General features: G+C 57.0%; 23 protein-coding genes. 8 read left to right on the forward strand and 15 right to left on the reverse strand.

Annotated features, from left to right (window positions below; all coding sequences use genetic code 11):
* Positions 1–104: 104 nt before the first annotated feature.
* Both ALB80_RS17020 and ALB80_RS17025 read left to right on the forward strand, forming a co-directional pair.
* A complete protein-coding gene (locus ALB80_RS17020; RefSeq protein WP_050605292.1) occupies positions 105–1,496 on the forward strand; it encodes an aspartate aminotransferase family protein in 1,392 nt (463 codons plus the stop codon).
* 171 nt (positions 1,497–1,667) lie between these two features.
* On the forward strand, positions 1,668–2,909 hold the full coding sequence (locus ALB80_RS17025; RefSeq protein ID WP_050605293.1) for a membrane dipeptidase: 1,242 nt from the start codon (positions 1,668–1,670) through the stop codon (positions 2,907–2,909).
* A gap of 148 nt (positions 2,910–3,057) precedes the next feature.
* On the opposite strand, the gene rplT is transcribed toward ALB80_RS17025, so the two are convergent.
* The 5 genes from rplT to pyk form a co-directional block, all read right to left on the reverse strand.
* Positions 3,058–3,423, reverse strand: coding sequence for a 50S ribosomal protein L20 (rplT, locus tag ALB80_RS17030; RefSeq protein ID WP_050605294.1), 366 nt, complete (start codon positions 3,421–3,423; stop codon positions 3,058–3,060).
* Between the two features lie 14 nt (positions 3,424–3,437).
* On the reverse strand, positions 3,438–3,638 hold the full coding sequence (gene rpmI, locus ALB80_RS17035) for a 50S ribosomal protein L35 (protein ID WP_050605295.1): 201 nt from the start codon (positions 3,636–3,638) through the stop codon (positions 3,438–3,440).
* Positions 3,639–3,822: 184 nt separating this feature from the next.
* A complete protein-coding gene (locus ALB80_RS17040) occupies positions 3,823–5,373 on the reverse strand; it encodes a sodium:alanine symporter family protein (protein ID WP_050605296.1) in 1,551 nt (516 codons plus the stop codon).
* Between the two features lie 13 nt (positions 5,374–5,386).
* Positions 5,387–5,824 (reverse strand): universal stress protein, encoded by a 438-nt coding sequence (locus ALB80_RS17045; RefSeq protein ID WP_050605297.1) that lies wholly within the window; start codon positions 5,822–5,824, stop codon positions 5,387–5,389.
* A gap of 254 nt (positions 5,825–6,078) precedes the next feature.
* The gene (pyk, locus tag ALB80_RS17050) at positions 6,079–7,524 is read right to left on the reverse strand and encodes a pyruvate kinase (protein ID WP_050605298.1); all 1,446 of its coding nucleotides are present in this window, start codon (positions 7,522–7,524) and stop codon (positions 6,079–6,081) included.
* 140 nt (positions 7,525–7,664) lie between these two features.
* Between pyk and ALB80_RS17055 the strand changes: the two genes are divergently transcribed.
* From ALB80_RS17055 to ALB80_RS17065, 3 genes are all read left to right on the forward strand, one after another.
* Positions 7,665–8,402: an N-formylglutamate amidohydrolase gene (locus tag ALB80_RS17055; protein WP_050605299.1), complete on the forward strand. Its 738-nt coding sequence runs from the start codon at positions 7,665–7,667 to the stop codon at positions 8,400–8,402.
* An 86-nt stretch (positions 8,403–8,488) separates the two neighbouring features.
* Complete coding sequence (locus ALB80_RS17060) at positions 8,489–8,728, forward strand: DUF6868 family protein (RefSeq protein WP_050605338.1); 240 nt, start codon at positions 8,489–8,491, stop codon at positions 8,726–8,728.
* An 89-nt stretch (positions 8,729–8,817) separates the two neighbouring features.
* Positions 8,818–9,132 (forward strand): DUF1244 domain-containing protein, encoded by a 315-nt coding sequence (locus ALB80_RS17065; protein ID WP_050605300.1) that lies wholly within the window; start codon positions 8,818–8,820, stop codon positions 9,130–9,132.
* A 42-nt stretch (positions 9,133–9,174) separates the two neighbouring features.
* Here ALB80_RS17065 and ALB80_RS17070 read toward each other — a convergent pair whose 3' ends face one another.
* The 3 genes from ALB80_RS17070 to dgcN all read right to left on the reverse strand — a co-directional run bounded on the left by ALB80_RS17070 (position 9,175) and on the right by dgcN (position 12,087).
* Positions 9,175–10,035 (reverse strand): D-amino-acid transaminase, encoded by an 861-nt coding sequence (locus ALB80_RS17070; protein ID WP_050605301.1) that lies wholly within the window; start codon positions 10,033–10,035, stop codon positions 9,175–9,177.
* Positions 10,036–10,045: 10 nt separating this feature from the next.
* On the reverse strand, positions 10,046–11,011 hold the full coding sequence (gene dgcA, locus ALB80_RS17075) for an N-acetyl-D-Glu racemase DgcA (RefSeq protein WP_050605302.1): 966 nt from the start codon (positions 11,009–11,011) through the stop codon (positions 10,046–10,048).
* A gap of 74 nt (positions 11,012–11,085) precedes the next feature.
* Positions 11,086–12,087 carry an N-acetyltransferase DgcN gene (gene dgcN, locus ALB80_RS17080; protein ID WP_050605303.1) on the reverse strand — a complete coding sequence of 334 codons (1,002 nt, stop codon included), beginning with the start codon at positions 12,085–12,087 and terminating at the stop codon, positions 11,086–11,088.
* A 295-nt stretch (positions 12,088–12,382) separates the two neighbouring features.
* Between dgcN and ALB80_RS17085 the strand changes: the two genes are divergently transcribed.
* Complete coding sequence (locus ALB80_RS17085) at positions 12,383–13,345, forward strand: L-malyl-CoA/beta-methylmalyl-CoA lyase (protein WP_050605304.1); 963 nt, start codon at positions 12,383–12,385, stop codon at positions 13,343–13,345.
* A gap of 44 nt (positions 13,346–13,389) precedes the next feature.
* Here the strand turns inward: ALB80_RS17085 and ALB80_RS17090 are convergent, their stop codons facing one another.
* Together ALB80_RS17090 and ALB80_RS17095 are read right to left on the reverse strand one after the other, a co-directional pair.
* Complete coding sequence (locus ALB80_RS17090) at positions 13,390–13,968, reverse strand: PA14 domain-containing protein (RefSeq protein WP_050605305.1); 579 nt, start codon at positions 13,966–13,968, stop codon at positions 13,390–13,392.
* A 119-nt stretch (positions 13,969–14,087) separates the two neighbouring features.
* Positions 14,088–14,540 (reverse strand): Lrp/AsnC family transcriptional regulator, encoded by a 453-nt coding sequence (locus tag ALB80_RS17095; protein WP_050605339.1) that lies wholly within the window; start codon positions 14,538–14,540, stop codon positions 14,088–14,090.
* Positions 14,541–14,613: 73 nt separating this feature from the next.
* Here ALB80_RS17095 and ALB80_RS17100 point away from each other — a divergent pair, with 73 nt between their 5' ends.
* Positions 14,614–15,210, forward strand: coding sequence for a LysE family translocator (locus tag ALB80_RS17100; RefSeq protein WP_050605306.1), 597 nt, complete (start codon positions 14,614–14,616; stop codon positions 15,208–15,210).
* Positions 15,211–15,306: 96 nt separating this feature from the next.
* On the opposite strand, the gene ALB80_RS17105 is transcribed toward ALB80_RS17100, so the two are convergent.
* From ALB80_RS17105 to ALB80_RS17115, 3 genes are read right to left on the reverse strand one after another with little or no spacing between them, the layout of a single operon-like run.
* Positions 15,307–16,104, reverse strand: coding sequence for an iron chelate uptake ABC transporter family permease subunit (locus ALB80_RS17105; protein WP_050605307.1), 798 nt, complete (start codon positions 16,102–16,104; stop codon positions 15,307–15,309).
* The gene (locus ALB80_RS17110) at positions 16,104–16,844 is read right to left on the reverse strand and encodes a metal ABC transporter ATP-binding protein (protein WP_050605308.1); all 741 of its coding nucleotides are present in this window, start codon (positions 16,842–16,844) and stop codon (positions 16,104–16,106) included. The genes ALB80_RS17105 and ALB80_RS17110 overlap by 1 nt, the downstream gene beginning before the upstream one ends.
* 2 nt (positions 16,845–16,846) lie before the next feature.
* Positions 16,847–17,359 carry a Fur family transcriptional regulator gene (locus ALB80_RS17115; RefSeq protein WP_050605309.1) on the reverse strand — a complete coding sequence of 171 codons (513 nt, stop codon included), beginning with the start codon at positions 17,357–17,359 and terminating at the stop codon, positions 16,847–16,849.
* 57 nt (positions 17,360–17,416) lie between these two features.
* On the opposite strand from ALB80_RS17115, the gene ALB80_RS17120 reads away from it, so the two are divergent.
* Positions 17,417–18,502, forward strand: a complete 1,086-nt coding sequence (locus ALB80_RS17120) for a zinc ABC transporter substrate-binding protein (protein ID WP_050605310.1) — start codon at positions 17,417–17,419, stop codon at positions 18,500–18,502.
* 182 nt (positions 18,503–18,684) lie between these two features.
* Here ALB80_RS17120 and nagA read toward each other — a convergent pair whose 3' ends face one another.
* On the reverse strand, positions 18,685–19,818 hold the full coding sequence (gene nagA / locus ALB80_RS17125) for an N-acetylglucosamine-6-phosphate deacetylase (RefSeq protein WP_050605311.1): 1,134 nt from the start codon (positions 19,816–19,818) through the stop codon (positions 18,685–18,687).
* The gene (locus tag ALB80_RS17130; protein WP_050605312.1) at positions 19,815–20,843 is read right to left on the reverse strand and encodes an SIS domain-containing protein; all 1,029 of its coding nucleotides are present in this window, start codon (positions 20,841–20,843) and stop codon (positions 19,815–19,817) included. Before ALB80_RS17130 ends, nagA begins: the two co-directional genes overlap by 4 nt.
* Positions 20,844–20,851 lie beyond the last annotated feature (8 nt).

Below are 20,851 nucleotides of genomic sequence, written 5' to 3' on the forward strand. Positions count from 1 at the left end.
CTACTTACAGAGGGCCTTTCGCGGTGATCTGAAGCATCTTAAACAATGGCTGGGGATGGCCTAACCATATCCCCAAAAAGCACATCTTAGTGAAAGGACTTGTCATGGACGGCACGTTCAACGAAAACGATCTTTCCCGCGTGGTCGAGGCCGACCGCGCCCATATCTGGCACCACCTGCTGCAGCATAAACCCTTTGAAACCAATGATCCGCGCATCATCGTTGAAGGCAAAGGCATGCGTGTCTGGGACCAGAAGGGCAAAGAGCACCTGGACGCTGTTTCCGGCGGTGTCTGGACCGTGAACGTTGGTTATGGCCGCGAATCGATCTGCAAGGCTGTTTATGACCAGTTGATGAAACTGTGCTATTTCGCCAATACCGCAGGTTCGATCCCCGGTTCCATCTTCGCCGAAAAGCTGATCGACAAGATGCCCGGCATGAGCCGCGTCTACTACACCAACTCGGGGAGCGAAGCGAACGAGAAGGTGTTCAAGATGGTTCGTCAGATCGCGCATAAGCGCTATGGCGGCAAGAAAACCAAAATCCTGTACCGCGACCGCGACTACCACGGCTCGACTCTGGCGACCATGTCGGCGGGTGGTCAGGACGAGCGTACCGCGCAATACGGCCCCTTCGCGCCCGATTTCATCCGCGTGCCGCACTGCATGGAATACCGAAAGCATGAACTGGACGGTGCACCGGTCGAAAACTTCGGTGAATGGGCCGCTGATCAGATCGAAGAGGTCATCCTGCGGGAAGGTCCCGAAACCGTTGGTGCCCTGTGCCTTGAGCCCGTGACCGCCGGCGGCGGCGTCATCGAAGCGCCCGAAGGGTACTGGCAGCGCGTGCAGGAGATTTGCAAGAAATACGACGTCCTGCTGCATATCGACGAGGTTGTCTGCGGTGTTGGTCGGACCGGCACGTGGTTCGGATATCAGCAGTACGGCATCAAGCCCGACTTCGTGACAATGGCCAAGGGCGTCGCCTCGGGTTATGCCGCAATTGCGGTGATGGTAACGACCGAGGAAGTCTTTGACATGTTCAAGGACGATGCGTCGGATCCGTTGAACTATTTCCGCGACATCTCGACCTTTGGCGGCTGCACCGCTGGTCCGGCTGCAGCCATCGAGAACATGCGCATCATCGAAGATGAGAACCTGCTGGGCAACTGCACCGACATGGGCGACCGCATGATGGGCAACCTGCAGGCGTTGATGGAAAAGCACAAAGTCATTGGCGATGTGCGCGGCAAGGGTCTGTTCCTGGGCGCTGAACTTGTCACCGACCGAGAGACCAAAGATCCGGTGGACGAAAAGCGGGTTCAGGCCGTTGTTGCCGATTGTATGGCGCAAGGTGTGATCATCGGCGCCACCAACCGGTCGATCCCCAGCCGCAACAACACCCTGTGCTTCTCTCCCGCGCTGATCGCAACGTCAGATGACATCGACCAGATCACCGACGCGGTCGATGGCGCGTTGGGGCGTGTGTTTGGGTAACCCGGTCAGACACCAAAAATGCTAAACCGGCGCCCGAAGCGCCGGTTTTTTTTAAACTTCTACTACGCGGACTAAGCGGACACACTGCCATACCAATAAAAAGCCTGTCGTAATCACTGAGAAGAGTGCACGGTAGAACCTAATTGACTTGCTTGCGGAGGTTCAAACATCATGAAGCGATTGATTTCAGCGGGTTCGCTGGCATTGGCACTGGTCATACCCGCCCACGCGAGCGAAGAAAGCAAAACGTGGGAGGCCTCAAACGAGGCTAAGCAGTTTGTTAAAGAAACCATCGTGTTGGGGATGATCGCCAGTCCCTATGGAACCGGATGGACAGAACATGAACAACTCCATACCTATTTTCAGCGGGCTCGTGACAATGGGATCACAGGGCATGAGATGACACTCTCTGCGGCCGACATGACGTTTGAAACACTCCTAGAGCAGCACTATCACTACCGCGCCGCGATGGCGCAGCAACCCGAAAACTATCAGATCGTGAATGAGACACGCGACATCGAGGCGGCGCATATCCAGGGCAAAACCGCCGTCATCTGGAACAGCCAGACCGCCACAATCCTGAACGGCGATCTGAAGAAGATGGCGCTGCTCAAGGACATGGGCATAAAGAGCATGATCCTCGCCTACAACGACATTTTTCGGACAGGGTCGGGTCAACTGGCCGCGCAAAACGGACGCGATATCGGCCTCACGGCTTGGGGGGAGTCGGTCATCGACGAAATGGTGCGGTTCGGCATTCTGCTTGATCTTAGCCACACCGGATCGAAGACTGCCGATGATGCCATGGACTACATGGACGAAAACTACCCAGGCGTGCCCTATGTCTACACCCATTCTATTCCTGCAGGGCTGTATGCAAATGAATCGAACGCGACCCCACAGGGTTGCTATCGGAACATTCCGGACGACGAAGCAATTAGGGCTGCAAACTCCGGTGGCTATGTGTCACCAACTTTCACTGAATGGATGATGGATGGGGTGTGGCCAGAAGACATTTCGCCGAAACAAGCGGCCGACATGATCGACTACTACGTAAAGCTTATTGGGGTCGATCATGTTGGAATAGCATCGGACGACATGTTCTCAACTGAGCTTGTCGTTGATTTCGCCACAGCAAATGCCGACTTGTACAACGATGGCGGCTACATGATCGATGCCTTTAATCGCGGCGCGACCGGCAATGGCGAACTGGCCAAGATTCTCGCCGCGATTACTGACGATCTGTGGGCACGTGGCTACACGAACGAAGACCTTGCCAAGATCTATGGGGGGAACAAAATGCGGGTTTTTGCACAGGTCTGGGAAGGCAAGCCACCCGACGTATTTTTGCAGGAGTATCCCGAGCGCTTGCGGATGCGAGGCGAAATGGAAGAGTTGTTCTTCTCGCGCTAGTTGTCCTAAAAACGAGCACACGCGGAGTTACTCCCATCGCCTAATTAATTGACCGGTCTGGGCTCTCAGCCGACATTCTCTACCCAGAAAACAAAAAAGGCCGTTCCTTTCGGAACGGCCCTTCTTTCACTGTCTCTCCAAGAGAGGATCAGGCAGCCAGAGCGGCCTGAGCTTTGGCGACGATCGCGCCGAACGCTTCCGGTTCGTGCACGGCCAGGTCGGCCAGAACTTTGCGGTCCACTTCAATACCGGCCAGGTTCAGGCCGTTGATGAAACGGGAATAGCTCAGTGCCTCGTCATGCGAACGGACGGCAGCGTTGATACGCTGGATCCACAGCGCACGGAAATTGCGCTTGCGGTTCTTACGGTCGCGGGTTGCATACTGGTTGGCCTTGTCGACGGCCTGACGGGCAACCTTAAAGGTGCTCTTGCGGCGGCCATAGTAACCTTTGGCGGCCTTAATGACCTTCTTGTGACGGGCGTGAGTTACGGTTCCACCTTTAACGCGGGACATGTCTTAATCTCCTCTTAGCGGTCGTAGGGCATGTAGCCCTTGACGATCTTGGCGTCGGGGGCGGACAGGGTGGTGGAGCCACGGGCGTCGCGGATGAATTTCTTGGTCCGCTTGATCATGCCGTGCCGTTTACCGGCCTGGCCTGCCATGACCTTACCGGTCGCAGTCACCTTAAAGCGCTTCTTGGCGCTCGACTTTGTCTTCATCTTAGGCATTTCCGTCTCCTTTTCCGGGTTCGGTTTCAAACGCGACTCGGCATGCCATCTCGGCCGGTCACGCGATCAGAAGCGCCATTTACGCAAGTTCCGTCATACTGGCAAGGGGGATTCGACCAGAATTTGCGCTTTGTGCGCGGCTGGCCTGGCACCGGGGCGGCACTCGCCGCCCCGGTGGATTGGTTTAATGCTCGAACTTGCGGATTTCTCCACTTTTCAATCGCTCGGCATAAGACGCCAGTTCCTGACGCACGACTTTCATCAGGAAGTAGAGGGCAAAAACGTTCACCACAGCCATCGCAAAGATCGCCGCATCCGAGAAGTCGATGACCGGACCAAGGTTGGCTGCCGCACCGATAACCACGAAGACGCAGAAGATGATCTTGAAAACCAGCTCTTTGGTGTGGCCTTCACCGAACAGGTAGGTCCAGGCTTTTAGGCCATAGTAAGACCAGCTTATCATGGTTGAGAAGGCAAACAGAACCACGGCAATCGCAAGGATGAAGGGGAACCAGTTGAACGCGCTGCCGAAAGCGGCAGAGGTCAGGCTGACACCGGTGTTGCCGTCAACGGTGGCAATGGCGTTACCCGCCTCGTTCAGCATGTAGTTGCCGGTTTCCGGGTCCACAATCAGTTGCTGGGTTATAATGATCACCAGCGCTGTCATGGTGCAGATCACGACGGTGTCGATGAACGGCTCCAGCAGCGACACGAACCCTTCCGTGATCGGCTCTTTAGTCCGCACGGCCGAGTGGGCAATCGCAGCAGAACCAACGCCCGCTTCGTTCGAAAATGCAGCCCGGCGGAAGCCCTGGATCAGCGCGCCGACCATGCCGCCCGCAACGCCGAGGCCAGTAAAGGCACCCGCGAAGATCTGACCAAAGGCCCAGCCGATCTGATCTGCATGCATGATGATGATAACCAGCGCCGCCAATACATACATCACCCCCATGAACGGCACGACCTTCTCAGTCACCCGTGCGATGGATTTCAGACCGCCTACGATCACCGCAAACACAATCACGGCAAAGACCAGACCCGTGATCCAGCCAGGATAGTCACCCACAATGCCCGCGATCTGCTGATGCGCCTGATTGGCCTGGAACATATTGCCCCCACCCAGCGCGCCAAGGATACAGAAGATCGAGAACAGAACCGCGAGGATCTTGCCACCCGGCAGGCCCAACTCGTCGAACCCTTTGGACATGTAATACATCGGGCCACCGGATACGGTGCCGTCATCGTATTCATTTCGGTATTTCACGCCCAGCGTACATTCCGTGAATTTCGACGCCATGCCCAGCAGGCCCGCGACGATCATCCAGAAGGTCGCGCCCGGACCACCGATGCCGACTGCAACCGCCACACCGGCGATATTCCCCAGACCAACCGTGCCGGACAGCGCCGTGGCCAGAGCCTGAAAGTGGCTGACCTCACCGGCATCGTTTGGATCAGAATAGTCGCCTTTGACAAGGCTGATCGAGTGTCCAAAGAAGCGGAACTGAACAAACGCGAAATACAGCGTGAAAACTGTGGCCGCGACCACCAGCCACCCCACAATCCACGGAAAGCCAGTTCCCGGGAAAGGGGCAAAGATAAAGCTGACGAAGGGTCCGGTTGCATCAGCGAAAGCCTGATTGATCTTGTCATCCAGGCCCGGAGCCTCTTGCGCGGAAGCGGCGGTGGCCATTAAGGCGGCAAGCGCCGCAAGGTACAGGTGTTGTAGCGTTTTCATTCTTCTGCCCACCTCAATTTACAACTGTGACCGGAACTTCAGCGTGCATCACAAGATTTTGCGTTGAACTGCCGAAGATTCGTTTCTTGATCCCGTCTGCCGAAGCCCGGCCCACAACGATCTGAGAACCGCCGTTTTCGACCGTGATGGTGTTCAGGGTTTCTGCCACATCACCATGTCGCACGACGCCTCGCGCCTCGAAACCAGCCGCCTTGAGGGCATCGACGGCGGGCGTCACGACGCGTGACGTTGCCAGATCGACCTCTTCCTCGCGCCGCTTGTGACGCAAGGCATTTTCCTCCGGTGTCTGAAATGTGTAAGGGGACCATTCAATCACATAAGCGACCAGCAATTCGCAGGATCCGATTAGCTTTGCCAGATCTTTGGCAAAAGCAATCGCGCGTTCACCGGTCTCTGTCCCGTCGAGTCCTATGACAATCTTTGTTGTCATCTTGTTCCTCCATTATTGTTGTTAAGTCCGGGGCCCGTGCCCCCGGCAGGACAGCCGGAACTTGGAACTTTGGCTGAGACTGCCCTTAGGTCATTTATTAGAAAATTCTACTCATGAATGAAGACTATTGTGGCAAATTCACCAACACCGGTCAAATTTCGCTTATTAATCAAGTTTTTCACCCGGCTCGAAAAAGAAAACGGCTGCTTCTGAAGCAGCCGTTTTCTACGTTCCGATGTCGCCTTGAGCCCAAATTATTCAGGGTCGGTGCTGTAAATCAGGCGTTCGTCACAGGGGGCAACCCGCAGAATGTTGGTAGTGCCGGGGACATTGAACGGAACACCGGCGGTGACCACGATCTGATCCGATTCAGACGCAAAACCGCCCGCCCGCGCGGCACGCGCTGCGTTCACCACCGCGCCTTTGAACCGCTGCAGTTCGGGCGTCATCACACAGTTGCACCCCCAGCTCAGACACAACCGACGCGCCGTGCCACGTTGCGAGGTCATGGCAATGATCGGCACACCAGGACGTTCACGCGCAGTCAGCGAGGCAGTTGTGCCGCTCTGGGTGAAACAGCAGATGGCCTTGATGTCGGTCTTTTCCGCTATTTCACGGGCCGCTGCGACGATGCCATCGGCCACGGTGCTGCCCTTGGCAGTACGCGAGGCGGCGATGATCTGGGTGTAGGTCGGATCGGCCTCAACCTCGATGGCGACCTTGTTCATGGTTTGCACGGCTTCGATTGGATAGGCACCTGCCGCCGATTCCGCGCTGAGCATGATGGCGTCCGTGCCTTCATAGATCGCAGTGGCCACATCCGACACTTCGGCGCGGGTGGGCATCGGGCTTTCGATCATGCTTTCCAACATCTGGGTCGCGACGATAACCGGTTTGGCGGCACCACGGCACCTGCGGACCAGCCGTTTCTGGATTGGCGGTACGGCGGATACGGGCAGTTCCACACCCAGATCGCCCCGCGCTACCATGATCCCATCTGACGCGTCGAGAATATCCTCAAATGCCTCAACCGCGGCGGGCTTTTCGATCTTCGACAGGATCGCAGCACGGCCATCAGCCAAAGCCCGAGCTTCAAACACATCCTTTGCGCGCTGCACAAAGCTCAGCGCCAACCAGTCGACGCCCAACTGGCAGACAAACTCAAGATCATCGCGATCCTTCGCCGAAAGCGCCGCCAGCGGCAGCACCACATCCGGCACATTCACGCCCTTGCGGTTAGAGATCGTACCTCCCACATCAACCTTGCAATTGGCGAAATCCTGTCCGCAATCCTGTACGGTCAGACGTATCTTTCCGTCATTCACCAGAAGACGTGCGCCTTGCTCAAGTGCTGCAAAAATCTCGGGGTGCGGAAGGCAGACCCGATTGATGTCGCCGGCAGCAGGGTCAAGGTCGAGGCGGAATGCCGCGCCTTCTTCCAACTCTTCCGCCTCATTGGCAAAAACGCCAACGCGCAGCTTGGGCCCCTGAAGGTCAGCCAGAATGGCAATCGGGCTGTCGAGGTCTTTTTCAACCTGCCGAATGATCTTGTGCCGTTCGCGAATCTCATCATGGCTGCCGTGGCTCATGTTCAAACGGAACACATCCGCACCAGCCTCGTGCAGGGCACGAATGGTTTCATAATCACTGGACGCCGGTCCCAGCGTCGCCACGATTTTTACATTTCTCAGGCGTCGCATCAGTCCTGCTCTCCTCACGTCGTCTTAGTTGCAGTTAGGGTGCAGTAAAATGTTACCGCAAACATTAGCTCAGTGCTTATTGCCCAATTCCCTTTTCAAAGCAACTGCCCTACACCTGCGACAAACTAGATGACAGGCTCATGACATACACCCCGTTTTTCGTTCACGGCGCGGATCGCCCGTCCCGTTGGCTGATCACATGCGACCACGCAACCAATACTGTACCCCCTGAGGTGAACGGAGGCGACCTTGGCCTGCCACGCGAAGACATGGAGCGCCACATCGCCTATGATGTCGGTGCCTATGAGGTGTCAAAACATTTGGGCGAGATCCTGAACGCGCCAGTAATTGCCGCAAATTTCTCGCGTTTGGTGATCGATCCCAACCGCGGTGAAGACGACCCGACATTGTTGATGAAGCTTTATGACGGCTCAATCATCCCCGGCAACCGCCATGCGGACGCAGCTGAACGCGAGCGTCGCCTGAACATGTGTTACCGCCCCTATCACGAGGCGCTGGCTCGGATGGCCGCATTGCCGCACGCTGTGATCGTTTCGATGCATTCCTTCACCCGCCAGCTGCGCGGACGTGACCCGCGCCCCTGGCACATAGGTGTCTTGCACACCCCAGACGAGAGGTTCGCGCGCGCCCTGATCGACCGGCTTCAGGCCGAGGACGATATGTGCGTAGGCGTCAACGAACCCTACACCGGCGTTCTGCCGGGCGACGCGATTGACAAGCACTGCACCGCGTTCGGGCGTCCCAACGCCCTGATCGAACTGCGCAATGATCTGATCGCGGATCACGCGGGGCAAAGGGAATGGGCCGAAAGATTGGCCCGTATCCTGCAGGGCGCATTGGAAACCAGCGACCTTTAACCGCAAGTCCGGCACAGGCTTTCCACACTTCACGCCATTGTGAGCGCAGCCCTCAACCCCCATATAATATGGGAAAGGGGATCATCGTGACACATGACTTTCTGACGACGTTTTTTGGCTGGATGGCTGCGCTCAATATCGCGGTTCTTCTGTTCACCACCGTGATGGTCCTGCTGTTGCAGGATTGGATCGCGGGCATTCACGGCAGGATGTTTCAGATGGAGCGTCCCGATGTGAAACGTGCCTATTTCAGATATCTTGCCAACTACAAGATCCTGACACTGATCTTTTGTGTCGTACCTTGGTTGGCCTTGAAACTGATGTGAGCAAGTTCGGATCGCAAGTCTGATTGTTGTAACAGGACAGCGGGATTGTTAGGTCAGACACAGCACACAAAGCCACCCGGAGCCGCATCATGGACAAGCAAACCGAAATCGAACTTCAGGCCGCCGCGTTTCGTCGGTTGCAAAAGCACCTGATGGAAGACCGCACAGACGTCCAGAACATCGATATGATGAATCTGACCGGGTTCTGCCGAAACTGCCTTTCGCGCTGGTATCAGGAAGCCGCCAATGACAAAGGCATCGAGATGGGCAAGGACGAAGCCCGCGAGGTTTTTTACGGCATGACCATGGATGAATGGAAAGCCAATTATCAGACCGACGCCAGCCCCGAAAAACAGGCAGCCTTCAAGGTTGCGTTCGAAGAGAATGTAACGAAAAAGGGTTAAGTTCGAAACGAAGAAGGCCCGCCAAATCGGCGGGCCTATTCTTTAGACTGCAGCTTTGCGGCTTTCGTCCAGATAAATTTCGCGAAGGCGTTTGGCGATCGGCCCTGGCGTGCCATCACCCAACGCGACCCCGTCAATCTCGACCACCGGCATCACAAAAGCACTGGCCGAGGTTGTGAATGCCTCATCCGCCTCTTTGGCTTCGTCGATGGTGAACAGACGCTCTTCGATTTCCATCTGCGCTTCCGCTGCCATGCGCAGAACAGCCTTACGCGTGATCCCATGCAGGATGTCGTTCGACAGCGGTCGGGTGATGATCTTGCCGTTCTTGACGAAGTAGGCGTTGTTGCTGGTGCCCTCGGTCACATAACCGTCTTCGACCAGCCAAGCGTCATCGCAACCTGCTTTCTTTGCCATCATCTTGCCCATTGATGGGTAGAGCAGCTGCACGGTTTTGATATCGCGGCGGCCCCAGCGGATATCTTCGATCGAGATGATCTTGGCACCTTTCTGGGCAGCCGGACTATCAGCCAGACCAGGTTTGTTCTGCGTAAACAAAACAAGGCTCGGATCGGTATCTGCCGAGGGGAATACGAAATCCCGGTCGCCATCGCTGCCGCGCGAGACTTGCAGGTAAACGAGACCCTCTTCGATGCCGTTCAGCTCAACCAGCCTACGATGGATTTCCAGCAACTCATCCTTGGTGCATGGCTCGGCCATCTCCAACTCGTCCAGCGATCGCCTGAGACGTACTGCATGGCCTTCGAAATCAATCAGCTTGCCGTCCAGTACACTGGTCACTTCGTAAACCGCGTCTGCGAACAGAAAACCTCGATCAAAGATCGACACCTTGGCCTCTGCCTCGGGCAGGTATTCGCCATTTACGTATACGGTTCGGGTCATGTTTGTCTCCTCAACCCCAGAGCGCGGACACCGGTGGGTGCACTCCGGCATCGTCAAAAATCAGCGGGGTATCACGGTCTTCGGCCAACAAAAGCGGGCCGTCAAGGTCCGTTACCATCGCACCTTGCGCCAGCAATGTCGCGGGGGCCATGGCAAGCGAACTGCCGACCATGCAACCCACCATGACGTCATAGCCTTCGGCAATCGCGGCAGTGCGCAGTTCCAGCGCCTCGGTCAAGCCCCCCGTCTTGTCAAGCTTGATGTTGATGACATCATATTTGCCCTTCAGCTTGGGCAGGCTGTTGCGGTCATGGCAGGATTCATCAGCACAGACCGGGACCGGGCGATCCATTCCGATCAGCGCATCGTCATCTCCGGCCGGTAGGGGCTGCTCGACCAGGGCCACGCCCAGGCGCACCAGATGCGGCGCAAGATCGGCATAAACTTCGGCCGTCCACCCTTCGTTCGCGTCCACAATGATCTTGGAGTTCGGAGCGCCCGCGCGTACGGCCTCAAGCCGTGGCATATCGTCAGGCGTACCCAGTTTGATCTTCAACAGCGGACGATGCGCGTTCTCAGCCGCCTGAGCTTGCATCGCCTCTGGCATATCCAACGACAGGGTGTACGCGGTGATCTCTGGGCCTGGCACCGGCAGACCGGCCAAGTCCCAGGCACGTTTGCCAGCGCGCTTGCTCTCCAGATCCCACAGGGCACAATCCATGGCGTTTCGGGCCGCACCCGCTGGCAATAGATTCATCAGCGACTGTCGAGTGAACTCTGCAGGCAAACCCGCAATCTCGGCCTCAACCGACTCGAGCGTTTCGTCATAGCGCGCATAGGGAACGCATTCGCCCCAGCCCTGATGGGTTCCGTCCGACACCCGTACCGTCAGCACCTTTGCTTCAGTCCGCGACCCGCGCGAGATGGTGAACACCTGCGCCAGCCGAAACACATCGCGAGAGACCTCTATCTGCACGCACCCGCCCCTTCATCTTTTCCCAAATACTCCCGCCGGAGGCGGATGAGCCCGCCACCGGCACGTGTCTCAGATCACATCGCGGCCAGCGCGTCCACCAGCTTGCCGGACCCAAAGCGGAACGGGTCGGTTGCAGGCAGACCCATGTCGGCTTCAATCGTGGCCAAATAGGCGATCGCGTCTTCTTCGGACATATGCTGCGTGTTGACCGAAACGCCAACAACCTGACAATCCGGGTTCGCTACCTTGGCAAGCGCAAGCGCGGTGTCGTGAAGTGTCTCCAAAGATGGCTGCTGATAGGTCGGCAAACCACGCATGTGTTCGCGAGTCGGTTCGTGACTGAGGATCAGGGCGTCCGGCTGGCCGCCGTGGATCAGTGCCATCGTCACGCCGGAATAGGACACGTGGAACAGCGAACCCTGCCCTTCGATCAGGTCCCAGTGGTCGTCATCATTGTCGGGTGTCAGCCATTCGATCGAACCGGCCATGAAGTCGGCAATGACCGCGTCAAGCGGCACACCATCGCCAGTGATCAGGATACCCGTCTGACCGGTCGCCCGGAAGGTCGACTTCATACCACGCTTGCGCATTTCGGCATCCATCGCCATGGCGGTGTACATCTTGCCCACCGAACAATCGGTACCCACAGCCAAACAACGCTTGCCCTTACGCTTTTTGCCGTTGGCAATCGGGTAATCCACTTCGGGCACGCGTACGTCGTGCAGCTTTTGACCGGTTGCTTCGGCCACGGCTACCAGATCGGGCTCATCGCGCAGCAAGTTGTGCAGACCCGAAGCCAGGTCAAATCCTTCCTCCAGCGCCATGACCAGAACCTTTTTCCATTCCTGGCTGATCACACCACCACGGTTGGCCACACCGATCACGAGCGTTTTGGCGCCGGCCTCTTTCGCCTCGGTCAGGGTCATGTCGGTCAGACCCAGGTCGGCCTTGCAGTCATCCATCCGGTATTGGCCCACGGCGTTTTCCGGGCGCCAATCCTTGATGCCCACAGCCACTTTGGCCGCCAATTGGTCGGGCGCATCGCCCAGAAACAGCAGGTACGGTGTCTCGATCATTGCGGTCACTCCTTTGATTCCGGCCTAAGCTAGAGAAGCAGCAAAACGAACGTTTCGCGTTTTGATCCGCCCAACACGATTAACGCGCGACGTTTTTGCGCGTACTTACGCCATGGCGCAAATTTATTCGAAGTTTTCAAAGTGATTAAACTTTAATCACCCCTTCCCAGTTAACCTAAAGTTCCATTCTGCAGCCGCATTGCCGCAGATGCACAATCGCTCTTGCGCTGCGACACGCAATTTAATACCTCATTGAGCAGGAAAATCGTAATTTCATTACCCACACGAGGTCCAGATGAGCTTCCGCATCCAACCCGCTGCACCAGCACGCCCCAATCGTTGTCAGCTTTTTGGCCCGGGGTCGAACACCAAACTGTTCCCCAAAATGGCCGCCTCGGCTGCGGATGTCATCAACCTTGATCTTGAAGACTCGGTCGCACCCTCGGACAAGGACGTAGCACGCGCCAATGTCATCGAGGCACTGAACACCGTGGACTGGGGCAACAAATACATGTCCGTCCGGATCAACGGGCTGGATACCCCATACTGGTACCGCGATGTTGTCGACGTGATGGAACAGGCAGGCGACCGTCTGGATCAGATCATGATTCCCAAAGTCGGTTGCGCGGCGGATGTCTATGCGGTGGACGCTCTGGTCACCGCCATTGAACGCGCCAAGGGCCGGACCAAACCGATCAGCTTCGAAGTCATTATCGAATCCGCTGCCGGTATCGCGCATGTGGAAGAGATCGCAGCCTCCTCACCCCGTTTGCAGGCCATGAGCCTTGGGGCCGCAGATTTTGCTGCCTCGATGGGAATGCAGACCACGGGCATCGGCGGCACGCAGGAAAACTATTACATGCTGCGCGAGGGCGAGAAACACTGGTCCGATCCATGGCACTGGGCGCAGGCGGCCATTGTGGCGGCGTGCCGCACGCATGGTGTGTTGCCGGTGGATGGACCTTTCGGCGATTTCAGCGACGACGAAGGCTATATCGCTCAGGCCAAACGGTCTGCAACTTTGGGCATGGTCGGCAAATGGGCGATCCATCCCAAGCAGATCGCGCTGGCCAATCAGGTATTCACCCCGTCGGACGAAGCCGTTTCCGAGGCCCGCGAAATTCTAGCGGCAATGGAACAGGCCAAGGCAAATGGTGAAGGCGCGACCGTCTATAAAGGGCGTTTGGTCGATATTGCCTCAATCAAGCAAGCCGAAGTTATTGTGGCGCAGGCCGAACTGATTGCGGCGGGCAGCTAAGTCACAAAAAAGGGCGCTCAATCGAGCGCCCTCATGTAGTCAATTCAACGACCAAAGGCCTCGTTGGGCGTCCATGTGACACGGTCACCCTTCTTTCCTGACTTCATCATCAGGCATGAAGTTCCCAGTTTTTGGAAATAGACGATCTTCAATGGATACCAGCCCGCTTTGGGCACTTCTACTTCGGTGCGTTGATTGGCTTCACAGCCTTGAATGCTTGTTACGCGGCCAATCTGTTGGCCACCAACCCAAGCCTCGATCCCGTCATTCGACCACGTTTCCAACTCGTAAACCCCCGCCGAGTCGAACTTCATATACCCCGTCACCTCGGCAGCAACATTGTAAGCCTGGTCGAACGTCATGACGTCTTCGCCCTTGCTGGTGTCCCTGTAATCCAACCCCCGCAACGGCTTTCCGGGCTTCGCTTGAGACAGCAGGCTTTTTGCCTCGCTCAGATCTCGGATCTTTTTGTGTTGGTTGCCTGTACCATAATACTTCACATTCAACCCTGCCTTTGGACTGGGTTGTGGACTGGCGGGTTGCAGTTTCAGCGGGGCAGTCAAAGCAGCCCCGGCAACAAGCGACATGGCTACTGCGGTCGCCACTGTTCGAACAAGTTTCATCGGTATCTCCCTGTTTGCGTGCCATTATGGCTGGGCGTATCCCCTGGCAACGTCATTACCATGACACTAGGCCCTGAATTTTTTCCCTGCAAGAGAGTGAAACTTCACAATTTCGGCCGCTACGCCCTCAAGTCCTTGGGCGATCCCATAACAACGTAGGAGGTGATTGATGTGACATGTGGCAGCGTTCCCAGCACCTCGGTATGGAATGTTTTGTAGGACGGCAGGTTCGCACATTCGACCCGAAGCAGGTATTCGATTGTACCGGTGATATTGTGGCACTCGACCACTTCGGGGGCTTGTTGCAGGGCCCGTTCAAACCCCTCTTGCGCGGCCTTGGTGTGTTCACCAAGGCCAACACCGATATAAGCAACAAAACCCACACCCATAGCGGCTGGATCCAAAACGGCCCGATAGCCGGTGATCACCCCAGCCCTTTCAAGCTCTTGCACGCGGCGCAAGCAGGCCGAGGGCGACAGACCGATCCGTTCGGCCAATTCCAGGTTACTGATGCGCCCGTCGCGTGTTAATTCCCGCAATATCTGGCGGTTTATCTGATCCTCTTTCGTCATAAGTTGTGAATTTACTGGAATCACGCACAAATAAGCAATTTCATTTTCATGGTCACGGTCAATACTGCGCGCCATGACCTATGATATCCTGATGGCCCTGATCGTCTTTGCCTTCGTGACCTCGATCACACCAGGGCCCAACAACCTGATGCTGATGGCATCAGGTGCAAATTTCGGTTTTCGGCGCTCGATCCCGCATATGTTGGGCATTGGTTTGGGATTCACGATCATGGTGCTGCTGGTCGGCGCAGGGTTGGTGCAGGTTTTTGACCGATACCCGGTCAGCTATACCGCACTGAAAATCGTATCGGTGGCATATCTGCTGTATCTGGCGTGGAAGATCGCCCATGCCGCACCTGCCAAAAGATCCGAGGCGTCAGGCATCCCCATGACATTCCTGCAAGCGGCCGCCTTTCAATGGGTGAATCCCAAGGCCTGGGCCATGGCCCTGACCGCTACGACGGCCTATGCACCTAACCAGACGTTGCACGCGATCCTGCTGGTGGCGCTTGTCTTTGGGGCGGTCAATCTGCCTTCGGTCAGCACCTGGACTGTCCTTGGACAGCAGATGGCGCGCGTGCTGACAAACCCGCGCCGGTTGGTTGCGTTCAACTGGACAATGGCCGCGCTGCTACTTGCCTCGCTTTATCCAGTGCTTTGGCCCCATTGAGCAAAGTCCAATCGGATGTGATCCGAATCTGGATACAGTCCGCCCTGCACAATCAGCACAATGACATGTTCACAAGCACTTAGGTTCAACGCTGCCTTACGTCCTGCCCCGTGATTTCAAACCGAGGATGCTAAAACAGGCGAAAAGAACGGCGGCCACGCAGACAATCGAAGGCCCTGCAGGGGTATCGAAAACGTAAGCCGCCCTCAATCCCGCAACGGCGGAGAACGCCCCGATCCCAGCGGCAATTAAGGCCATCGATTCCGGCGAGCGCGCCAGATTGCGCGCTGCGGCAGCCGGAATGATCAGCATCGCCGCGATCAGCAACACGCCCACAACCTTGATCGCGACCGCCACGGTAACAGCCAAGGATAAGGTCAGGATCAATTGCTCTCGCTTGGGATCAAAACCGCTGGCATAAGCCAGTTCCTCGTTCAGAGTGGCCGTCAACAGCTGTGACCAACGCCACGTGATCAGCGCAACGACCAGCGCGGCACCGCCCCAGATCACGAGCAGATCCGAGCGTGAGACCGCCAAAATATCCCCGAACAGATAGGCCATCAGATCAATGCGCACACCGGACAGGAACGAAACAGCGACCAATCCAAACGCCAAGGCAGAATGCGCCAGAACGCCCAACAGTGTATCCATCGCATAGCCGCGACCGGCCAACAGTGTAACGGTCAACGCCATGATCAGCGCCACGGCCAGCGCGCCGGTGAATATCGACATCTGAAAGGTCAGCGACAGTGCCACACCCAAGATCGCGGCATGTGCGGTCGCATCCCCAAAATACGCCATACGCCGCCACACGACGAAACACCCAAGGGGGGCGGCTGCAAAAGCCACGCCGACACCGGCGAGCGTCGCACGAGTCATAAAATCATCAAGCATTATTCAGCCGCTTCCTTGGAGGAGTGATCATGATCGTGATTGTGGTCATGTTCGTGCCGGTAAAGCGCCAGCGCGCCGCCCGTGCCTGTTCCGAACAACGCCCGGTATTCCGGTGCCGAAGCCACAACCGCAGGAGAGCCCTCGCAACAGACATGCCCATTGAGGCATATCACCCTGTCCGAGGAGCTCATGACCACGTGCAATTCGTGGCTGATCATCAGAATGGCGCATCCGGTTTCACGGCGCACCGCCTCAATCTGCTGATAGAAACTGGCTGACCCGCGTTGATCGAGCCCCTGGGTTGCCTCATCCAGCAACAGAATGTCAGGCCGGTTGATCAACGCCCGCGCCAGCAGCACCCTTTGGAATTGTCCACCGGACAACTGCGACATCTGGCGGTACAACAGATCCGGCACGCCCGCAGTTTCCAGCGCCGCAACACATTGCTTGCGCGACACGCGGTCGGTCAGGCGCATGAACCGTTCGACGGAAATGGGCAGCGTCGGGTCGACATGCAGCTTCTGCGGCACATATCCGATTTTCAGATCTGGCTTCAGGGACACTTGCCCCGCAGACGGCCGGGTCGCACCTATGATGGCGCGCAGCAGGCTTGTCTTGCCCGATCCGTTGGGACCAACGATGGTGACAATCTCACCCGGTTCGACGGCCATGTCCACACGGCTCAGCACGGTATGCGCGCCATAGCGCACGCTAAGGTTCTCAACAGTGATCAAGGTCATCTTTATGCCTTTTCGGTGCAGTCGGGGCAGAGACCCTCGGCCTCTACAACTGTTCGTTCGATCTCGAAACCTGCCGCGCGCGCGGCAGCGCCCAGAGCACCTTTGGCCGGAGAGGATTGCGCCTCGGCCACGGCATCGCATTTTCTACAGATCATGAAGGCCGGAGAATGCGACTGGCCCGGGTGCGAGCAGGCAACAAACGCGTTCAACCGCTCGATCTTGTGAACAAACCCGTTCTGCACCAGAAATTCCAACGCGCGATAGGCAACGGGCGGCTGTGAACCAAATCCTTCAGCGCGCAACTGATCCAGAATTGCGTAAGCGCCAAGCGCCCGGTGTTCCTGCAGCAACATCTCAAGAACCTTGCGCCGCACTGGCGTCAGGCGCAGCCCTTCCGCGCTGCACTGGGCTTCGACAGAGGTCAGCGCCGTCTCGACGCAGGTCTGATGGTCATGTTCCTGAAACCCTACCGGAGCGGTGTCTTCCACCGACGCAGGGCGTGCATCACTTGTCATGTTATTTCATATCATGTATTGCCACTCGCAACGTTATAAAATCACACAGAGGGTCTGATGTCCAGAAAGCTTCTTCCATTGTCGATCACGGCTGCATTGATGGGCGCAACGGCCCTTGCGGACGCTCCGAATGTCGCGACTGACATTGGACCGATCCATTCGTTGGTCACACGCGTCATGGTCGGTGTTGGAACCCCGGACCTAATCGTTGCTCCGGGTGCGTCGCCGCATGAATACAACCTGCGTCCTTCCGAGGCCGCAGCGTTGCAGAACGCCGATCTGGTGTTCTGGATGGGAAAGGACCTGACACCGTGGATGGAGAGTGCAATCGAAACATTAGCCGAAGGTGCAGCTGTCATACCCCTGCTGGAAGCTGATGACACTGTGCTTCTTGATTTTCGTGAAAACGCAGTGTTCGAGGCACATGATCATGGGGACGAAAACGAACCTGACCATGAAGACAAAGATGACAAGGATCACGACCACGGCGACGATCACGCCAAAGAGGACGATATCGATCACGAGGAACACGCCGATCACGATCAGCATGACGACCATGATCACGAAGAACACGCGGACCATGATGGGCATGATGATCACGACGAAAATGACCACGATGAGCACGCCCATGGCGACCATGACCCACATGCCTGGCTGTCACCGGAAAATGCCGAAATCTGGCTGAATGTGATCGCGGCGCAGTTGTCCTCGGCTGACCCTGACAACGCAGGCGCTTATTTTGCCAATGCCGCAGCCGCGCGCGAGGAAATGGCCGCACTGTCTGCGGAAGTCGCCGAAACGCTGGACCCTGTGCGCGGCGGCAACTTCATCGTGTTTCACGACGCCTACCAATACTTTGAGGATGCCTTCGACTTCCCCGCCTCAGGCGCAATTTCGATCGCCGATGCATCCGATCCCAGCCCCGCGCGCATTGCCGAGATCCAAGCACGTATCCGCGACGAAGGCATCGATTGCGTTCTGACAGAGCCCCAGTTCAATCCCGGCATCGTCGAGAGCGTCATGGGGGGCGTGGAGGCAAAGACCGGTGTAATTGACCCGCTTGGGTCCGATCTGGAACCCGGCGCGGACCTCTATCCGAATCTCATTCGCAACCTTGCTAAATCTCTGGCCGAGTGCCTCTGACCCAACTTTCCCAGCCCGATCATGAACACGTCATCGGTCGGGCTGAAGGCCAGCTTGGCGTAACATTTGCCAAGGAATTCGCGTCACTCCGCAATCCAGCCAGGACGTCGAAACGCTTGTAATCGAGGCGCATAAAACGCCACGCTCTCAAATTCAGCCTTGTTTTCAACCGCGCCTTATAATCACGGTCGCACCGGTCTGACCTCAGAAAAATCTGGCGCAATCATTATCATCTGCGAAAGCGTCGGCCTCGGCACCTCACCTGCCCCGGAAATCATCCGATGCGGGACGCTGGTTGCCGACGCGAGAGCCTGTTGCAAAGGGATACCCACTTGTTGCGACAGAAGCTGCACTGCCTTGGTTAAGGACAAATCGGCCCCAGCCAGTGTGCCGTCTTCCAGGGTTAACCTGCCGTTCTCCCGATGGATCGGACGGCCTTCCAATCGAAACTCTGTCAACGAAGTGCCGGCAACCGCCATCGCGTCGCTGACAAGAAAAACCTGCCCCGGCCCGCGCTTGGCTGTCCAGGCGATCCGTATTGTCTCGGGATGAACGTGAATGCCGTCCGCGATTAACCCCGCCGACATCGATCCGCAGGAAAACGCCGCTCCGACCAGCCCAGGTTCGCGGCTGCCAAGTTGGCTCATCGCATTGAATAGATGCGTGACACAGCTTGCACCAGCATTTGCGTAAGCCATGCAAGTCTCGAAGGACGCGTCGGTATGCCCCAATGACACGATCACTCCGGCACGGCTCAACGCTTCGACCTGTTCCACAGTCGTGCTTTCTGGCGCAAGTGTGACCATCAAAGCGGGCAGATCTTTTGCCGCTTTGGTAATTTCGTCCAGATCAGATCGTTGCATCGGGCGGATCAGAGCCGCATCATGCGCCCCTTTGCGCCGTTCAGACAAATGCGGGCCTTCCAGGTGCAGACCTGCGATCCCGGAAACTCCGGATCGAACGGCCTCTACCGCCGCGTCGATTGCGGCTCGGGTTTTCTCGGCTGTATCCGTGATCAGGGTCGGCAGGATACGAGTTGCACCCAGCCCGCGATGGGCGTCAGCGATCCTTGTCAAGGTTTCAACGGATGGATCGTCGTTGAACATCACACCACCGCCGCCGTTGACCTGCAAATCGACATAGCCGGGGCTGAGAATGTTTCCCGACAAATTCTCGATCAGGTCCTCACCCGTCAACTGATCTTCGGGCACCAACGTGTCCATCACCCCGTTTCTGAAGCGCGCGGCGTATCCATCGCGCAATTCAGTGCCATCAAAGATCGGGCCGCCTGCAAAGGTGATCGAAGCCTCGGTCATACCGTTTCCGTCACTTTCTTCAGATGACGCGGTGTGTCGGGGTCAACCCCGCGTTGCGTAGCAACTTTCTCTACCATTCCATAAAACGACGCGATTGTTGGTATGGGATCCGTCATCCAATGCGACGTCCGGACATGCGGCAGCACCGTTGCGTGTTTCACGCGGCTGGTTGTGGCAAATACATCGGCCCCTTTCGAGGCAAGCTCGTCTGCGACCTCGGCCAGATTGGTTTCTGCAGCGTCCCCGGATGCCAATGCAAGTACTGGAAAACCCTGATCAACAATGGAAACCGGACCGTGCAGAACCTCAGCCGACGAATAGCTTTCCGCGTGAATCTGGCAGGTCTCCTTGAATTTCAAAGCAGCTTCATTCGAGATTGCCAAAGTCATGCCCCGCCCCAAAGTAAACAGCGAGCGACCATCAACCGCATCCGCCACGGCGCTCCAGTCGCAGGCAATGGCTGCTGACAGGCTGTCCGGCAGACCATGGATTGCGCGCAACAAATGATCGTCCCGTTTCACCTGCGCGATCAGCCATAGCCCCGTAACCAAAGAGGTCACGAATGTCTTGGTCGCGGCCACGCTCAGTTCAGGGCCCGCATGAATTGGCAGCGTCGCCGTTGCGGCCTCAGCCAGGTCTGAGGCCGTGTTGTTCGTAATCGCAACTGAATAAGCGCCTCCGGACGTAATCGACTGCGTTAGTTTTACGATGTCCGGGCTTTGACCGGATTGCGAGACCGAGATGCAGATCGCGTCGTCGCAGCGCATGTCGACACCGTAGATAGATTTGACCGATGGCCCAACCGATGCCATCGGCAAACCAAGCAGCAACTCAGACGCGTACTTCAAGTAGCTGCAGGCGTGATCCGAAGACCCCCGCGCCACCGAGATCAGGAACCGCGGATCACGGGCCCGGATTTCGTCGGCGGTTTGCGTAATCAAATCTGCGCCCGCGGTTAGCAGGCGGTCGACGGCGTCGGGTATCTCGTTGATTTCCCGCCGCATTTGAGTGGTTTTGTCAGACATGTTCCCAG

The organism is Ruegeria sp. 6PALISEP08, from assembly GCF_001238295.1.
In the GTDB taxonomy this organism is placed as follows: Bacteria; Pseudomonadota; Alphaproteobacteria; order Rhodobacterales; family Rhodobacteraceae; genus Ruegeria.

Coding starts and splice junctions, on each gene's coding strand:
- ALB80_RS17020 (WP_050605292.1), top strand. CDS start 105: ATGGACGGCACGTTCAACGAAAACGATCTTTCCCGCGTGGTCGAGGCC.
- ALB80_RS17025 (WP_050605293.1), top strand. CDS start 1,668: ATGAAGCGATTGATTTCAGCGGGTTCGCTGGCATTGGCACTGGTCATA.
- rplT (WP_050605294.1), bottom strand. CDS start 3,423: ATGTCCCGCGTTAAAGGTGGAACCGTAACTCACGCCCGTCACAAGAAG.
- rpmI (WP_050605295.1), bottom strand. CDS start 3,638: ATGCCTAAGATGAAGACAAAGTCGAGCGCCAAGAAGCGCTTTAAGGTG.
- ALB80_RS17040 (WP_050605296.1), bottom strand. CDS start 5,373: ATGAAAACGCTACAACACCTGTACCTTGCGGCGCTTGCCGCCTTAATG.
- ALB80_RS17045 (WP_050605297.1), bottom strand. CDS start 5,824: ATGACAACAAAGATTGTCATAGGACTCGACGGGACAGAGACCGGTGAA.
- pyk (WP_050605298.1), bottom strand. CDS start 7,524: ATGCGACGCCTGAGAAATGTAAAAATCGTGGCGACGCTGGGACCGGCG.
- ALB80_RS17055 (WP_050605299.1), top strand. CDS start 7,665: ATGACATACACCCCGTTTTTCGTTCACGGCGCGGATCGCCCGTCCCGT.
- ALB80_RS17065 (WP_050605300.1), top strand. CDS start 8,818: ATGGACAAGCAAACCGAAATCGAACTTCAGGCCGCCGCGTTTCGTCGG.
- ALB80_RS17070 (WP_050605301.1), bottom strand. CDS start 10,035: ATGACCCGAACCGTATACGTAAATGGCGAATACCTGCCCGAGGCAGAG.
- dgcN (WP_050605303.1), bottom strand. CDS start 12,087: ATGATCGAGACACCGTACCTGCTGTTTCTGGGCGATGCGCCCGACCAA.
- ALB80_RS17085 (WP_050605304.1), top strand. CDS start 12,383: ATGAGCTTCCGCATCCAACCCGCTGCACCAGCACGCCCCAATCGTTGT.
- ALB80_RS17090 (WP_050605305.1), bottom strand. CDS start 13,968: ATGAAACTTGTTCGAACAGTGGCGACCGCAGTAGCCATGTCGCTTGTT.
- ALB80_RS17095 (WP_050605339.1), bottom strand. CDS start 14,540: ATGACGAAAGAGGATCAGATAAACCGCCAGATATTGCGGGAATTAACA.
- ALB80_RS17100 (WP_050605306.1), top strand. CDS start 14,614: ATGACCTATGATATCCTGATGGCCCTGATCGTCTTTGCCTTCGTGACC.
- ALB80_RS17105 (WP_050605307.1), bottom strand. CDS start 16,104: ATGCTTGATGATTTTATGACTCGTGCGACGCTCGCCGGTGTCGGCGTG.
- ALB80_RS17110 (WP_050605308.1), bottom strand. CDS start 16,844: ATGACCTTGATCACTGTTGAGAACCTTAGCGTGCGCTATGGCGCGCAT.
- ALB80_RS17115 (WP_050605309.1), bottom strand. CDS start 17,359: ATGACAAGTGATGCACGCCCTGCGTCGGTGGAAGACACCGCTCCGGTA.
- ALB80_RS17120 (WP_050605310.1), top strand. CDS start 17,417: ATGTCCAGAAAGCTTCTTCCATTGTCGATCACGGCTGCATTGATGGGC.
- nagA (WP_050605311.1), bottom strand. CDS start 19,818: ATGACCGAGGCTTCGATCACCTTTGCAGGCGGCCCGATCTTTGATGGC.
- ALB80_RS17130 (WP_050605312.1), bottom strand. CDS start 20,843: ATGTCTGACAAAACCACTCAAATGCGGCGGGAAATCAACGAGATACCC.